Origin of the sequence: Ralstonia sp. R-29, assembly GCF_049913345.1 — a bacterium.
GTDB lineage: Bacteria > Pseudomonadota > Gammaproteobacteria > Burkholderiales > Burkholderiaceae > Ralstonia.
Window position 1 is genome coordinate 1,079,744 of sequence record NZ_CP184377.1, and the last position, 15,449, is coordinate 1,095,192.

The window sequence follows — 15,449 nt, forward strand, 5'->3', positions numbered from 1 at the left end:
GGCGTATCCACTTATAAGAAGCTCCAATGGCTACTACGCTCAATCCCAACCTGCTGCTGGCGATTCCGCTGGCGCCGCTGGCCGGCGCGGCGATCGCCGGGCTGTTCGGCACGAAGTTCTTTGGTGAAAAGATCGGCCGCGCGGCGTCGCACAGCGTCACCATTCTTGGTGTGGCGATCGCCTTCGTGCTGTCGGCCCTGACGCTGTCCGACGTCCTGAACGGCGCCGGTTACAACGGCACCGTGTATGAATGGATGACGGTCGGCTCGCTGAAGATGGAAGTCGGCTTCCTCATCGATTCGCTCACCGCGATGATGATGTGCGTGGTGACCTTCGTCTCGCTGATGGTGCACATCTACACCATCGGGTACATGGCGGAGGACGACGGCTACAACCGTTTCTTCGCGTACATCTCGCTGTTCACGTTCTCGATGTTGATGCTCGTGATGAGCAACAACTTCCTGCAGCTGTTCTTCGGCTGGGAAGCGGTGGGCCTGGTGTCGTACCTGCTGATCGGCTTCTGGTTCAAGCGCCCGACGGCTATCTACGCCAACATGAAGGCGTTCCTGGTCAACCGTGTGGGCGACTTCGGCTTCGTGCTCGGTATTGGCTTGCTGCTGGCCTACAGCGGTAGCCTGAGCTATGCGGATGTGTTTGCCGCGCGCGACAACCTGGCGACGATCGGTTTCCCGGGTACCGACTGGCACATGCTGACCGTGGCTTGCATCTGCCTGTTCATCGGCGCGATGGGTAAGTCGGCGCAGTTCCCGCTGCACGTGTGGCTGCCGGACTCGATGGAAGGCCCGACCCCGATTTCTGCACTGATCCACGCGGCCACGATGGTGACGGCCGGTATCTTCATGGTTGCGCGCATGTCGCCGTTGTTCGAACTGTCGGACACTGCGCTGTCGTTCGTGCTGATCATCGGCGCCATCACCGCGCTGTTCATGGGCTTCCTGGGCATCATCCAGACCGACATCAAGCGCGTGGTGGCCTATTCGACGCTGTCGCAGCTGGGCTACATGACCGTGGCGCTGGGCGCATCGGCTTACCAAGTGGCCGTGTTCCACCTGATGACGCACGCGTTCTTCAAGGCGCTGCTGTTCCTCGGCGCCGGCTCGGTCATCATCGGCATGCACCACGACCAGGACATGCGCAACATGGGCGGCCTGCGCAAGTACATGCCGATCACGTGGCTGACGTCGCTGGTGGGTTCGCTGGCGCTGATCGGCACGCCGTTCTTCTCGGGCTTCTATTCGAAGGATTCGATCATTGAAGCGGTGCGCGAGTCGCACCTGCCGGGCGCAGAGTTTGCCTACTGGGCGGTGCTGGCCGGTGTGTTCGTGACGGCGTTCTACTCGTTCCGCATGTACTTCCTGGTGTTCCACGGCGAAGAGCGCTTCGGCAAGGAGCACTCGCATCACGAAGGCAATCACGTGGACGAGGAAGAAACCGCCGACCATCACCATGGCCTGGCTCCGGGTCAAAAGCCGCACGAGTCGCCGTTGGTGGTGACGTTGCCGCTGGTGCTGCTGGCGATCCCGTCGGTCATCATCGGTGCGATGGCGATCCAGCCGATGCTGTTCGGCGAGTTCTTCAAGCACGGCGTGGTGTTCTCGGAAGTCATCTTCAACAGCGAGAACCACGAAGCGATGAAGGTGCTGAGCGAAGACTTCCACGGCTGGGTCCAGATGGCGCTGCATGGCTTCACATCGGCACCGTTCATCCTGCTGACGGCCGGTGTGGTGCTGTCGTGGTTCTTCTACCTGAAGCGTCCGGATATTCCGGCAGCAATTGCCAAGCGTTTCTCGGGCGTCTACAAGCTGCTGGACAACAAGTACTACATGGACAAGATCAACGAGATTGTCTTCGCCAACGGTGCGGTCAAGTTTGGCCGTGGCCTGTGGAAGGGCGGCGATCAGGGTGTGATCGACGGCGTGATCGTCAATGGCAGCGCCCGTCTGGTGGGTTGGTTTGCGAGCGTCGTGCGTCTGCTCCAGTCCGGTTACATCTATGACTATGCGTTCGCGATGATTGTCGGCACGGTTGCTCTGCTGACGTACTTCGTGTTCCTGGCGGGCAAATAAGGGATAACAAAAATGGTTCTGTCTTTTGCGATCTGGCTGCCGATCTTCTTCGGCGTGCTGGTGTTGGCCTCGGGCTCAGACCGCAATCCCGGTTATGTCCGCTGGATGTCGCTGATCGGTTCGCTGATCAGCTTCGTGATCACGCTGCCGCTGATCACGCGTTTCGACAAGTCGACGGCCGCGATGCAGTTTGTCGAGAAATCGAGCTGGATCGAGCGCTTCCACATCAGCTACTACCTGGGTGTCGACGGCATCTCGATGTGGTTTGTGGTGCTGACCGCCTTCATCACGGTGATCGTGGTGATCTCGGCCTGGGAAGTGATCACCGAGCGTGTGGCGCAGTACATGGCCGCGTTCCTGATCCTGTCGGGTCTGATGATCGGTGTGTTCGCATCGCTCGACGGCTTGCTGTTCTATGTGTTCTTCGAAGCCACGCTGATCCCGATGTACATCATCATCGGTGTGTGGGGCGGCCCGAACCGTGTGTATGCGGCCATCAAGTTCTTCCTGTACACGCTGCTGGGCTCCCTGCTGACGCTGGTTGCGCTGCTGTATCTGTACTTCCACAGCGGCACGTTCGAGATCCTGCAGTGGCACCAGCTTAAGCTGTCGATGAACGAGCAGATCCTGCTGTTCATTGCCTTCTTCATGGCGTTTGCCGTGAAGGTGCCGATGTGGCCGGTGCACACCTGGCTGCCGGATGCCCACGTGGAAGCGCCGACCGGCGGTTCCGTGGTCCTGGCCGCGATCATGCTGAAGCTGGGCGCCTACGGTTTCCTGCGGTTCTCGCTGCCGATCGCGCCGGATGCCAGCCACAGCCTGTCGACGTTCATCATCGCGATCTCGCTGGTTGCCGTGATCTATATCGGTCTGGTGGCGCTGGTGCAGGCTGACATGAAGAAGCTGGTCGCGTATTCGTCGATCGCGCACATGGGCTTCGTCACGCTGGGCTTCTTCATCTTCAACGAGATTGGTGTCGAGGGCGGTATCGTTCAGATGATCTCGCACGGCTTCATCTCGGGCGCGATGTTCCTGTGCATCGGCGTGCTGTATGACCGTGTGCACTCGCGCCAGATCGCCGATTACGGCGGTGTAGTCAACACGATGCCGAAGTTCGCCGCGCTGTCTGTGTTCTTTGCGATGGCCAACTGCGGTCTGCCGGCCACCTCGGGCTTCGTCGGCGAATTCATGGTGATCCTGGGTTCGGTCAAGTACAACTTCTGGATTGGCCTGTTGGCCGCCACCGCGCTGATCTTCGGCGCAGCGTATTCGCTGTGGATGGTCAAGCGCGTGATCTTCGGCGATGTGACGCACAAGCACGTGGCTGAGCTGAAGGATCTGAATTGCCGCGAGTTCTTCATGCTGGGCGTGCTGGCCATCGCCACGCTGTACATGGGCCTGTATCCGAAGCCCTTCACTGATGTCATGCACGCGTCCGTGGTGAATCTCCTCACCCACGTGGCACAGAGCAAGCTGTAAGCGGGGAGAAGAAACCATGCAATCGTCCTCATCCATGGCGGCTATCGCCCCGATCATCTTCCTCGCACTGGGTATTGGTGCGGTCAACTGGATCGACCTGGCGCGCGGTCGCAACCGCACTAGCGTCGCCTATCCGGTGTCACTGGTGATCACGCTGGTGCTGACCGTGTGGTTCGCGCTCAACGCAGCCACCGGTGAAACGCACTACGTGTTCAGCAATCTGGCCGTGATCGACCCGATGGCCAACGTGCTGTGTGCGACGGCCGCGTTGGCGCTGTTCGTCACGCTGGTGTACACGCGCAAGTATCTGGCCGACCGCGACATGTACAACGGCGAGTTCTACATGTTCGCGCTGTTCACGCTGGGCGGGCAGGTGGTGATGATCACCGGCAACAACTTCCTGACGCTGTACCTGGGTCTGGAACTGCTGTCACTGGCGTCGTACACGCTGGTGGCACTGCGCCGCCGCTCGAACGTGTCGTCGGAATCGGCGATGAAGTACTTCATTCTCGGCGCGCTGGCCTCGGGTCTGCTGTTGTACGGTATGTCGATGATGTACGGCGCAACGGGCTCGCTCGAACTGGGTGAGGTGTTCCGCCAGATCAACACCGGCAACATCAACAAGACGATCCTGGTGTTCGGCGTCGTGTTCCTGGTGGCGGGTCTCGCGTTCAAGCTGGGTGTTGCGCCGTTCCACATGTGGGTGCCCGACGTCTATCAAGGTTCGCCGACGGCAGTGACGCTGCTGATTGCAGGCGCGCCCAAGCTGGCCGCGTTTGCGATGACGCTGCGTATCCTGGTCGAAGGCATGCTGCCGCTGGCGTTCGACTGGCAGAACATGCTGATCGTGCTGGCGGTTGTGTCGCTGGCTGTCGGCAACATCACCGGTGTGGTGCAAACCAACTTCAAGCGTCTGCTGGGGTATTCGACGGTTTCGCACATGGGCTTTCTGCTGCTGGGTCTGCTGTCGGGCGTGAGCTCTGGCAAGCCGGACCTGACGGCGCAGGCCTACAGCGCCTCGATGTTCTACGCCGTGACCTATGTGCTGACCACGCTGGGCGCCTTCGGCGTCATCCTGCTGCTGTCGCGCAAGGGCTACGAGGCGGAAGAGATTGCCGACCTGAAGGGCTTGTCGAAGAAGAGCCCATGGTTTGCGCTGCTGACGCTGTTCATGATGATGTCGCTGGCGGGCTTGCCACCGACGGTTGGCTTTTACGCCAAGCTGTCGGTGCTGGGTGCGGTGGTGGACGCCGGGATGTCGTGGCTGGCGATCGTGGCGGTGATGTTCTCGCTGGTGGGCGCGTTCTATTACCTGCGCGTCGTCAAGGTCATGTACTTCGACACGCCGGCCGACGAAGGCCCGGTGGAAGCGACCTTCGGCCTGCGCTCGCTGCTGTCGCTCAATGGCGTGCTGGTACTGCTGCTGGGTATCTTCCCGGCCGGTCTGATGGCCATGTGCTATCAAGCGATCCGCCTGACGCTGGCGTCGTAATCGGCGCGGCACGATGAGCGCATGATGGGCACATCAGTGGGCGGCCTGTTTGTCATCGTGTTGGCACTGATCTGTGCCAACCTGCCGTTCGTCAATCAACGCGTGCTGGCCCTCGTGGCGGTACGCTGGCCGCGCAAGCCGTTCTGGTTGCGCGGCACCGAACTGATCGCCATGTACATCGTGGTGGGGCTGATCGGTTTCGGCATCGAATCGAGCCAGGGCAATGCTTTCCCGCAAGGCTGGCAGTTCTATGCGATTACCGCCTGCCTGATGTTGGTGTTCGCGTTTCCCGGCTTTACGTGGCAATACCTGGTTCGCCATCCCCGCGATTCCCGTTAATTCCCGCCGGGCAGGTTCCCGCTGTCTCGGCATGAGAGAGCGCCATGTCCGACCCCACACCGCCTAACGCATCCCCGACATCGACTGGTGCCACGTCCAATCAAGACGATCAGGACGCCGGCCTGCGCGAGACCCAAGTGGCTTCCGCGTTGATGCATCAGGGCAAGTTCCTCACGCTCAAGCAAGACATCGTCCGCCTGCCGGACGGCCGCAATACCAGCCGGGAATATCTGATCCATCCCGGCGCGGTCATGATGATCCCGCTATTTGACGATGGCACCGTGCTGATGGAACGTCAGTTCCGCTATCCCATTGGCCAGGTGATGATCGAGTTCCCCGCCGGCAAGCTGGACCCGCAAGAAGGGGCACTGGCCTGCGGCAAGCGCGAACTGATCGAGGAAACGGGCTACACCGCCGAGCGTTGGGATTACCTCACGCGCATCCACCCGGGCATCTCGTACTCCACCGAGTTCATCGACATCTATCTTGCGCGCGATCTAACGCAGGGCGAAGCGAAGCTCGATGAGGGCGAATTCCTCGAGACGTTCATCGCGCCCGCCGGCCAGTTGATCGACTGGGTGCGTGAGGGGAAGATCTCTGACGTGAAGACCATCATCGGTACGTTCTGGCTGGAGAAAATCCTGTCGGGCGCGTGGACACCGGGTGGTGTCTGAGCCGCTTGAATCCTCGCCGCCGACCGCCAATTTCTTGTTTGACGTACGATGGTGAACGGTCGTGCGAAAAAATTAGCACGACCGTTCACAAATATTCGAATCGGGGATACACTCGTCCCCATGCGCTGGACCGATCATGAAAGTGCTGAACCTCCGTTGTGCCAATGACCACCGCTTCGAAGGCTGGTTCGGCTCCGATGCCGACTTGCAGTCGCAGCAGGAACGCGGGCTGTTGACGTGCCCGGTTTGCGGGCACAGCGAGGTTGAGCGCTTGCCGAGTGCGCCGCGCCTGAACCTGTCGTCGTCGCGTGCGGATGCTGCCCCCAAGAGCAGCGCCGCCCAAGCGGTCGAAGGCGAGGGGGGTGCGCCCGTGGCCCTGCAACAGCTCTATCTGAAAGCCGTGCGCCACATCCTGGCCAACACCGAGGACGTTGGTGAACGGTTCGCAGAAGAGGCGCGTCGCATGCATTACGACGAGGCGCCGGAGCGGGGCATTCGCGGGACAACCTCTCGGGAAGAAGCGCAGGAGCTGGCAGAGGAGGGCATTGACGTGATGCCGCTGCTGGTGCCCGACGCGCTCAAGCAGCCCGTGCACTAGTCGCCCTGATTCAGGTCCGCGCCGGTCCGACAAGAACGTTCTCTGCTGATTTGCCGCAGCGGGGAGCCAACCAAAGGAGACAGGCATGGATCTGAACTACTCGGCGGCCGACGATGCGTTCCGCCAGGAAGTCCGCGGCTGGCTGCAGGCCAATCTGCCCAAGGACATCCAAGACAAGGTGTTGAACCACCGCCGCCTCAACCGCGAAGATTTTGTTCGTTGGCACAAGGCGCTGGCAGCCAAGGGCTGGTCGGTGCCGCACTGGCCGGTCGAGTGGGGCGGTACCGGCTGGTCCCCCATCCAAAAGCACATCTGGGACGAAGAGTGCGCGCAGATTGGCGCACCGGGCGTGCTGCCGTTCGGCGTCAGTATGGTCGCGCCCGTGATCATGAAGTACGGCAACGAGGCGCAGAAGCGCTACTTCCTGCCGCGCATCGTCGATTGCACCGACTGGTGGTGCCAGGGCTATTCGGAACCAGGCTCGGGCTCCGATCTCGCATCCGTCAAGACGCGCGCCGTGCGCGAGGGCGATCACTACATCGTCAACGGCCAGAAGACTTGGACCACGCTCGGCCAGCACGCCGACATGATCTTCTGCCTCGTTCGTACCGACCCCGAAGCCAAGAAGCAGGAGGGCATTTCGTTCCTGCTGATCGACATGAAGACGCCGGGCATCACTGTGCGGCCGATCATCATGCTCGACGAAGAACACGAAGTGAACGAGGTGTTCTTCGACAACGTGAAGGTGCCGGTCGAAAACCTGATCGGCGAAGAGAACCGCGGCTGGACGTACGCCAAGTACCTGCTTGGCCACGAACGCACCGGCATTGCGCGCGTGGGTAACTCCAAGCGCGAACTGGCCTTCCTCAAGCGCGTCGCTTTGCAGCACCAGAAGAACGGCAAGCCGCTGCTGCAGGACCCGGTGTTCGGCGCCAAGGTGGCGTCGCTGGAGATCGAACTGCTGGCGCTGGAGATCACCGTACTGCGCGTGGTGTCGAGCGAGAACGCCGGCAAGGGCCCGGGCCCCGAGGCATCGCTGCTCAAGATCAAGGGCACGCAGATCCAGCAGATGCTGACCGAGCTGATGGTCGAGGCCGTGGGCCCGTATGCGCAGCCGTTTGATCCGAGCTACCTGGAGGGCGAGACCCTCCAAGCCATCACGGGCGACAACGATGCGGCACCGCTCGCACCGTACTACTTCAACTATCGCAAGACCTCGATCTACGGCGGGTCGAACGAGATCCAGCGCAACATCATCAGCCAGATGATTCTGGGCGTCTAACGAGCAACGGATAACGGAGACAACAATGGATTTCTCGTTCACCGACGAACAGAAGCAACTGGCCGATGCGGTGCGCCGCTTTATCGACAAGGACTACGGTTTCGAGGCGCGCAACAAGATTGTGTACTCGCCCGAGGGCGTGTCGAAGAGCGCATGGGACAGCATCGCTGAGCTGGGCCTGACGGCGTTGCCGGTGCCGGAAGCGCAGGGTGGTTTTGATGGCCGCGCGATGGACTTGCTGGTGGTGATGCAGGAGCTGGGCCGCGGCCTGGTCGTGGAGCCGTATCAGGCGACTGTGCTGGGCGCGCAGGCGCTCAAGCTTGCAGGTGGTCAGGATGCGCTGCTGGAGGAAGTGGCCGGCGGTGCCGTCAAGCTGGCCATCGCTTTTGGCGAGCCGCAATCGCGCTACGAACTCTTTAACGTGACGACGCGTGCGACGCAGCAGAGCAGTGGCTGGACGCTCACCGGCGCGAAGGCGGTGGTGGTGCACGGTGGGCAGGCGGGCAAGCTGATCGTGTCCGCGCGCACAGGTGGCGAAGCGCGCGACACCTCTGGCTTGTCGCTGTTCGTGGTCGACCGCGATGCCGCCGGCGTGACGGTCAAGGACTACCGCACGATCGACAATCTGCATGCTGCGGATATCCGCTTCGACAATGCACCGGCCACGCTGCTGGGCAAGGCGGGCGAAGCATGGGAGGTCATCGATGCCGTGGCCGATCTTGGCTGCGTCATGCTGTGCGCTGAAGCGGTTGGCCTGATCGATGCCCTGAATGCCGCAACGCTGGAGTACACCAAGACGCGCCAGCAGTTTGGTGTGCCGATCGCGCGCTTCCAGGCGCTGCAGCATCGCATGGTCGACATGTTCATCCACGGTGAGCAAGCGCGTTCGATTACGTATCTGGCGGCTGCGCATTTTGAAGATGGCGATGTGGAAGCGCGCCGCCGCTACGTGTCGGCGGCCAAGGCACGCGTGGGACAAGCCGCGCGTGATGTCGGTCAGGAAGCGGTGCAACTGCACGGCGGCATGGGCGTGACGAACGAACTGCCCGCCGCGCACATGTTCAAGCGGCTCACGATGATCAACACGACGCTCGGCGATGTGGACCATCATCTGGCGCGTTTTGCATCGCTGCCAGGTTTCCAGAAGGCCGCCTAAGCGCAACATTCAGCGCCCCGCCCATTCCGATGCGTGCGGGGCGTTGTCATTTGGAGAGTACGACATGACGCAGGCAACGCTTCCATACGAGTTCTATTTCGATGATTTCGAAGTCGGCCGCACGCTGCAGGTGGGCACGTACACCGTCACCGAAGAAGAAATCCTGACCTTCGCGCGCCAGTACGATCCGCAGCCATTCCACATCGACGCCGAAGCCGCCAAGCACAGCATCTATGGCGGCATCATTTCGAGCGGCTGGATGACGTGCTCGATCATGATGCGGCTGATGGTGACGGGTTTTCTCAGCAAGTCGTCGAGCATGGGCTCGCCGGGGGTGGATGAGATCCGCTGGCTCAAACCGGTGTATCCGGGCGATACGCTGTCGGTGTCGACCACGTGTGTGGAGATCAAGCCGTCGCAGTCGAAGCCGGATCGCGGCGTGGCAAAGAACCGCTGGGAAGCCCACAACCAGCACGGCGAATTGGTCTGCACCCTGACCGGCATGGGCATGTTCGGACGGCGCCCGCAAGCTTGACGCTGCCATCGAACAACAACAAGGAGACAACGCAGATGCGCACCATTGAGTCGCTCGATGAACTGAAAGGATTGATCGGCCAGGAAGTCGCGGTGAGCGACTGGACCGAGATCACGCAGCAGCAGGTCAATCTGTTTGCCGAGGCCACGGGCGATCATCAGTGGATCCACGTGGATGTGGAGCGCGCCAAGCGGGAGTCGCCATTCGGGGCGCCGGTGGCGCATGGGTTCTTGACGCTATCGCTACTGCCAATGCTGATGCAGAACGCGCTGGCGATGCCGGACGTGAAGATGGGCGTGAACTACGGGCTGAACAAGGTTCGTTTCACGGCGCCCGTGCCGGTGGGCAGCCGCGTGCGCGCACGCGTGACGTTGCTGGAGTTGGAAACCCTGCCGCCGCTGCCGAATGCGCCCGCACTGGCGGGCGCCCAATTGACGTGGGCGGTGACCATCGAACGCGAAGGGCAGGAGCGCCCGGTGTGCGTGGCGGAATCGATTTCGCGCCGCTATTCCTGAGCGCGTTCCGCATCTGTCTGAAAGGGCCGGCGCAATGCCGGCCTTCGTTTTTTTGCTTGCGCTCCGCTTGTTTTGTGCTTGTCTGTGTGTGCCCCAGGCACGCGCATCACGGAATGCAAATGCGCTTCCTTGGCGCGGTTTTGGCACCGTTTTGGCGCGGTTTTCCCATTCCATGAGCGGAATGTGATGGCACGGTAGTTGCACTTTCGGCACCGGGGGTCGTTCTTGCCACCAAATAACCCAAGGAGCCGCAATGAAACGTCGTGAGCTGTTGAAGCTGTCGGCAGTTGCCGCAGCAACGCTGTTGTCCGTATCCAATTTCGCGTTTGCCCAGGCAAAAGAGCCGATCAAGGTCGGGGTCCTGCATTCGCTGTCGGGCACCATGGCCATCTCCGAAACGTCGCTCAAAGACGTGGCGCTGATGACCATCGACGAGATCAACAAGAGCGGCGGCGTGCTCGGCCGCAAGCTCGAGCCGGTGGTGGTGGACCCGGCCTCGAACTGGCCGCTGTTTGCCGAGAAGGCGCGTGGCCTGCTCACGCAAGACAAGGTGGCGGTGACGTTTGGCTGCTGGACGTCGGTGTCGCGCAAATCCGTGCTGCCGGTGTATGAAGAGCTGAACGGCCTGCTGTTCTACCCGGTGCAGTACGAAGGCGAAGAGATGTCGAAGAACGTCTTCTACACCGGTGCCGCGCCCAACCAGCAGGCCATTCCCGCGGTGGAATACCTGATGAGCAAGGAAGGCGGTGGCGCCAAGCGCTTCTTCCTGCTGGGGACCGACTATGTGTACCCGCGCACGACCAACAAGATCCTGCGCGCGTTCCTGCACAGCAAGGGCGTGAAGGACAGCGACATCGAAGAGGTCTACACGCCGTTCGGCCACTCCGACTACCAGACCATCGTTGCGAACATCAAGAAGTTCGCGCAGGGCGGCAAGACGGCCGTGGTGTCGACCATCAATGGCGATTCGAACGTGCCGTTCTACAAGGAACTCGGCAACGCGGGCCTGAAGGCCAAGGACGTGCCGGTGGTGGCGTTCTCGGTGGGTGAAGAAGAGCTGCGCGGCATCGACACCAAGCCGCTGGTCGGCCACCTGGCGGCATGGAACTACTTCATGTCGGTCAAGAACCCGGTCAATGAAAGCTTCAAGAAGAAGTGGGCCGCGTGGGTGAAGGCCAACAACCTGCCGGGCGGTGACAAGCGCGTCACCAACGACCCGATGGAAGCCACCTACGTCGGCATCATGATGTGGAAGCAGGCTGTCGAGAAGGCCGGCTCCACCGACGTGGACAAGGTGCGCAAGGCCATGTACGGCCAGCAGTTCAAGGCACCGTCGGGCTACACGCTGGTGATGAACAACAACCACCACCTGAGCAAGCCGGTGATGATCGGCGAGGTAAAGGGCGATGGCCAGTTCAACGTGGTGTGGAAGACGCCGACGGTCATTCGCGCCAAGCCGTGGAGCCCGTACATCCCGGGCAACGAAGGCAAGCCTGATGAAGTGAAGTGATCAGGCGGACCGGCGGCGCATGCAGCGTGGCCGGTCCTTTGAATGACGCTGCACGGCGTGGCGCACCGGCCCCAACACCGGTCGCCACGCATCGGATTGCCATGATGCGCTTGTCCCACTGGTTGTCTCATTCCCTGCTTCATTCCCTTGCTGCACTGCTGTGCGCGTTCTGTCTGGGTGCGGTGCCCGCTGCATCTGTATGGGCCGCAGGGCAGCCACTCACCCAGGCCGATCTCAAGCCCCTTGCCGAAGACGACTTCGATGCCAAGGTGAAGACGCTCAACGCGCTGACCGCTGCGCCTGCTGAGCAGGCTGGCCCCATCCTGCAAGCCCTGCAGAACGACGCGTTGTTCTTTGCCCCCGCTGCCGGCATGGTGCGTCAGGATGGCGAGACATACCTGGATGCCATCTCCGGCAAGCCCGTCACCGTCAAGCCGGACGATCTGCAATCCCTCACCCTGAACAACGCCCTGCGTGCGCAAGTGGACAGCGCGGCGAGCGGCTTCGTGCTGCAATCGCCGGACCGCGCCGTGCGCGCGCAAGCCATCGACACACTGCTGGCGCATACCGAAACCGCGTCGCGCCCCATCGTCGATGCCGCGCGCAAGCATGAGACTGACGCCGCCCTGCGCGCCAAGCTCGATTTGCTGTGGGCCAACCTCGCGCTTGACGACGGCACGCATGCTGAAAAGCTCGAAGCGCTCAAGCTGCTCGCCAACGACACCGACCCGCAAACGCGCCAACGCCTGTTGCCGCTGCTCGCCAAAGACAGCGGCGCTGATAACGAACTGCGCACCGCTGCGCAACAGGCGCTCGATAGCCTGTCTGCACAACAACGGAAGGCTGAGTTGGTCGGCAACCTGTTCGCTGGCCTGAGCCTGGGTTCGGTGCTGTTGCTGGCCGCGCTGGGGCTGGCGATCACCTACGGCTTGATCGGCGTCATCAATATGGCGCACGGTGAGTTCCTGATGATCGGCGCGTATGCCACCTACGTGGTGCAGACGATCTTCCGCAACCACTTCCCGAACGCATTCGACTGGTATCTGCCGGCGGCGCTGCCTGCGGCGTTCCTGGCCGCAGCCGTGGTCGGCTTTGCGCTGGAGCGGCTGGTGCTGCGGCACCTGTACGGCCGCCCGCTGGAAACACTGCTTGCCACGTTCGGTATCAGCCTGCTGCTGATGCAAGCCGTGCGCTCCATCTTCGGCGCGCAGAACGTGGAGGTCGCCAACCCGAGCTGGATGAGCGGCGGCATTGCGCTGTATCCCGGCCTGATCCTGCCGTACAACCGGTTGGTGATTCTGCTGTTTGCGCTAGCGGTGGTGGCGATTGCGTGGGCGGTGCTCAACCGCACGCGCCTGGGCCTGTTCGTGCGCGCGACGACGCAGAACCGCACGATGGCCGCCTGCGTTGGCGTGCGCACGTGGAAGGTCGATAGCTACGCGTTCGCCTTCGGTGCGGGCATTGCGGGGCTAGGCGGCTGCGCGCTTTCGCAGATCGGCAACGTGGGGCCGGATCTCGGCCAGAGCTACATCATCGACTCGTTCATGGCCGTGGTGCTGGGCGGGGTGGGGCAGTTGGCGGGCACCATCATCGGGGCGTTCGGGCTGGGGCTCATCAACAAGTTCATCGAGCCGTTCTATGGCGCGGTGCTGGCGAAGATCATCGTGCTGGTGCTGATCGTGCTGTTCATCCAGAAGCGTCCGCAGGGCCTGTTTGCCCTCAAGGGCCGCAGCGCGGAGGCCTGATTCATGACGACCAAGTTCTCTCTCGATATTCCGCCGCGCATGCCGCTGCTGTCTCGGCGCGGGTGGTCGGCGCTGGTGCTGGTGTCGGTCATCGTCTGCATCGGGGCACCGGTGTGCGCGTTGCTGGTGCCGGAGGGCAGCCCGCTGCATCTGTCGGCGTATGCGCTCACGCTGGTCGGCAAGATCATGTGTTATGCGCTGGCGGCGTTGGCGCTCGATTTGGTGTGGGGTTACTGCGGCATTCTCAGCCTCGGCCACGGGTTGTTCTTCGCGCTGGGCGGCTATGCGATGGGCATGTACCTCATGCGCTCCATCGGCCGCGAGGGCGTCTACAAGAGCGACCTGCCGGATTTCATGGTCTTCCTCGACTGGAAGGAACTGCCCTGGTTCTGGCATGGCACCGAGCACTTCGCCTGGGCGATGCTGCTGGTGATTCTGGTGCCCGGTGTGCTGGCGTGGCTGTTCGGCTTTTTCGCGTTCCGCTCGCGTGTGAAGGGCGTGTACCTGTCGATCATCACGCAAGCCATGACGTATGCGGCCATGCTGCTGTTCTTCCGCAACGAGACGGGCTTTGGTGGCAACAACGGCTTCACCGATTTCAAGCGCATCCTCGGCTTTCAGGTTTGGGCGTTACCGACGCGTACCGTGCTGTTTGTCGCGACGTTCATTGCGCTGGTGCTGGCCTTCATTGCCTGTCGCGCCATCGTCACGTCCAAGTTCGGGCGTGTCGTTACGGCCATCCGCGACGCCGAAGCGCGCGTGATGTTCTCGGGCTACAACCCGCTCGGCTACAAGCTCTTCGTGTGGACGTTCTCAGCGGTGTTATGCGGTATCGCAGGCGCGCTGTACGTGCCGCAGGTCGGCATCATCAACCCGGGCGAGATGTCGCCAGCCAACTCGATCGAGATGGCCGTGTGGGTGGCCGTGGGCGGGCGCGGCACGTTGATCGGCCCGATCATCGGTGCGTTCCTCGTCAACGGGGCCAAGACGCTGCTGACGGCGTGGGTGCCGGAGTACTGGCTGTTCGTGCTCGGCGCGATCTTCGTGCTGGTGACGCTGTACCTGCCGAACGGCGTACTGGGCCTGCGTACGCTGCGCCGGCAACTGCGGCGTGAAAACGTCCTCCGTGCGGATGCGCCCGCCGAGCCCATCGCCAAAGCCGCACCGCCCGCCGGAGACCACGCATGAGCACGTTTACCGAACTCCCCGACCGCGCGGAGACCGGCACCGCCACCGGTATGGGCCACCTGGTCGAGCCGGACACGATCGATGTCTCGCACGGCGCCATCCTGTATCTCGAAGACGTGACGGTGCGCTTTGGCGGCTTCCGCGCACTGAATGCGCTCACGCTTTCCATCGACCACGGTGAGCTGCGCTGCATCATCGGTCCCAACGGCGCCGGCAAGACCACGATGATGGACGTGATCACCGGCAAGACCGGGCCGCGCAATGCGGATGTCACGGGCCGCGTCTTCCTCGGTCAGAGTATCGACCTGCTGCGCCTGACCGAGCCGCGCATCGCGCAGATCGGCATCGGCCGCAAGTTCCAGAAGCCCACGGTGTTCGAGCAGCACACCGTGTGGGAAAATCTCGAACTCGCGATGAAGGCCGACAAGCGCTGGTGGGTGTCGCTGCGTGCGCGGCTGCTGAACGACGGCCGCCAGCGCATCGAAGAAACGCTTGGCCGCATCCATCTGGAAGCGGAAGCGTATCGCCCCGCCGGGCTGCTCTCCCACGGCCAGAAGCAGCGACTGGAGATCGGCATGCTGCTGATGCAGCAGCCGCAACTGCTGCTGCTCGACGAGCCCGTCGCCGGCATGACGGACGAAGAAACGATGCAGCTTGCCGCGCTGCTCAACGGCCTGCGCGGCTCGTGCTCGATCATGGTGGTGGAACACGACATGGAATTCGTCGCTGCGCTGGCGGGGGAGACGGGCCGTGTGACCGTGTTGGCCGAAGGCAGCGTCCTGGCCGAAGGCACGCTCGATGCGGTGAAGCGCGACGAGCGCGTGATCGAATCGTATTTGGGGCGCTGAC

Annotated in this window: 14 protein-coding genes; all 14 read left to right on the forward strand. The window is 62.3% G+C overall.

Translation table 11 applies throughout. From position 1 onward, the window contains the following. Positions 1-26 precede the first annotated feature (26 nt). The 14 genes from nuoL (at position 27) to urtD (ending at position 15,448) form a co-directional block, all read left to right on the forward strand. Complete coding sequence (gene nuoL / locus ACN9M1_RS05095; RefSeq protein WP_426397936.1) at positions 27-2,087, forward strand: NADH-quinone oxidoreductase subunit L; 2,061 nt, start codon at positions 27-29, stop codon at positions 2,085-2,087. A gap of 12 nt (positions 2,088-2,099) precedes the next feature. Further along, positions 2,100-3,566: an NADH-quinone oxidoreductase subunit M gene (locus ACN9M1_RS05100; RefSeq protein WP_426397938.1), complete on the forward strand. Its 1,467-nt coding sequence runs from the start codon at positions 2,100-2,102 to the stop codon at positions 3,564-3,566. A 16-nt stretch (positions 3,567-3,582) separates the two neighbouring features. After that, complete coding sequence (gene nuoN / locus ACN9M1_RS05105; protein WP_426397940.1) at positions 3,583-5,058, forward strand: NADH-quinone oxidoreductase subunit NuoN; 1,476 nt, start codon at positions 3,583-3,585, stop codon at positions 5,056-5,058. A gap of 24 nt (positions 5,059-5,082) precedes the next feature. Then, positions 5,083-5,397: a DUF2818 family protein gene (locus ACN9M1_RS05110; protein ID WP_426398803.1), complete on the forward strand. Its 315-nt coding sequence runs from the start codon at positions 5,083-5,085 to the stop codon at positions 5,395-5,397. Positions 5,398-5,441: 44 nt separating this feature from the next. Next, on the forward strand, positions 5,442-6,071 hold the full coding sequence (locus ACN9M1_RS05115; protein WP_426397942.1) for an NUDIX domain-containing protein: 630 nt from the start codon (positions 5,442-5,444) through the stop codon (positions 6,069-6,071). 136 nt (positions 6,072-6,207) lie between these two features. Further along, positions 6,208-6,669 (forward strand): DUF1178 family protein, encoded by a 462-nt coding sequence (locus tag ACN9M1_RS05120; RefSeq protein WP_426397944.1) that lies wholly within the window; start codon positions 6,208-6,210, stop codon positions 6,667-6,669. An 85-nt stretch (positions 6,670-6,754) separates the two neighbouring features. Further along, positions 6,755-7,951: an acyl-CoA dehydrogenase family protein gene (locus ACN9M1_RS05125; RefSeq protein ID WP_426397946.1), complete on the forward strand. Its 1,197-nt coding sequence runs from the start codon at positions 6,755-6,757 to the stop codon at positions 7,949-7,951. Positions 7,952-7,976: 25 nt separating this feature from the next. Continuing rightward, the gene (locus ACN9M1_RS05130) at positions 7,977-9,107 is read left to right on the forward strand and encodes an acyl-CoA dehydrogenase family protein (protein WP_426397948.1); all 1,131 of its coding nucleotides are present in this window, start codon (positions 7,977-7,979) and stop codon (positions 9,105-9,107) included. A gap of 64 nt (positions 9,108-9,171) precedes the next feature. Continuing rightward, a complete protein-coding gene (locus tag ACN9M1_RS05135; RefSeq protein ID WP_426397950.1) occupies positions 9,172-9,642 on the forward strand; it encodes a MaoC family dehydratase in 471 nt (156 codons plus the stop codon). A gap of 35 nt (positions 9,643-9,677) precedes the next feature. After that, on the forward strand, positions 9,678-10,157 hold the full coding sequence (locus tag ACN9M1_RS05140; RefSeq protein WP_426397952.1) for a MaoC family dehydratase: 480 nt from the start codon (positions 9,678-9,680) through the stop codon (positions 10,155-10,157). Positions 10,158-10,410: 253 nt separating this feature from the next. Continuing rightward, positions 10,411-11,667, forward strand: a complete 1,257-nt coding sequence (gene urtA / locus ACN9M1_RS05145; protein ID WP_426397954.1) for an urea ABC transporter substrate-binding protein — start codon at positions 10,411-10,413, stop codon at positions 11,665-11,667. Between the two features lie 101 nt (positions 11,668-11,768). Beyond that, positions 11,769-13,412 carry an urea ABC transporter permease subunit UrtB gene (urtB, locus tag ACN9M1_RS05150; protein ID WP_426397956.1) on the forward strand — a complete coding sequence of 548 codons (1,644 nt, stop codon included), beginning with the start codon at positions 11,769-11,771 and terminating at the stop codon, positions 13,410-13,412. A 3-nt stretch (positions 13,413-13,415) separates the two neighbouring features. After that, positions 13,416-14,600 (forward strand): urea ABC transporter permease subunit UrtC, encoded by a 1,185-nt coding sequence (urtC, locus tag ACN9M1_RS05155; RefSeq protein ID WP_426397962.1) that lies wholly within the window; start codon positions 13,416-13,418, stop codon positions 14,598-14,600. Beyond that, complete coding sequence (gene urtD / locus ACN9M1_RS05160; RefSeq protein WP_426397964.1) at positions 14,597-15,448, forward strand: urea ABC transporter ATP-binding protein UrtD; 852 nt, start codon at positions 14,597-14,599, stop codon at positions 15,446-15,448. The genes urtC and urtD overlap by 4 nt, the downstream gene beginning before the upstream one ends. The last annotated feature ends 1 nt before the right edge of the window (position 15,449 follow it).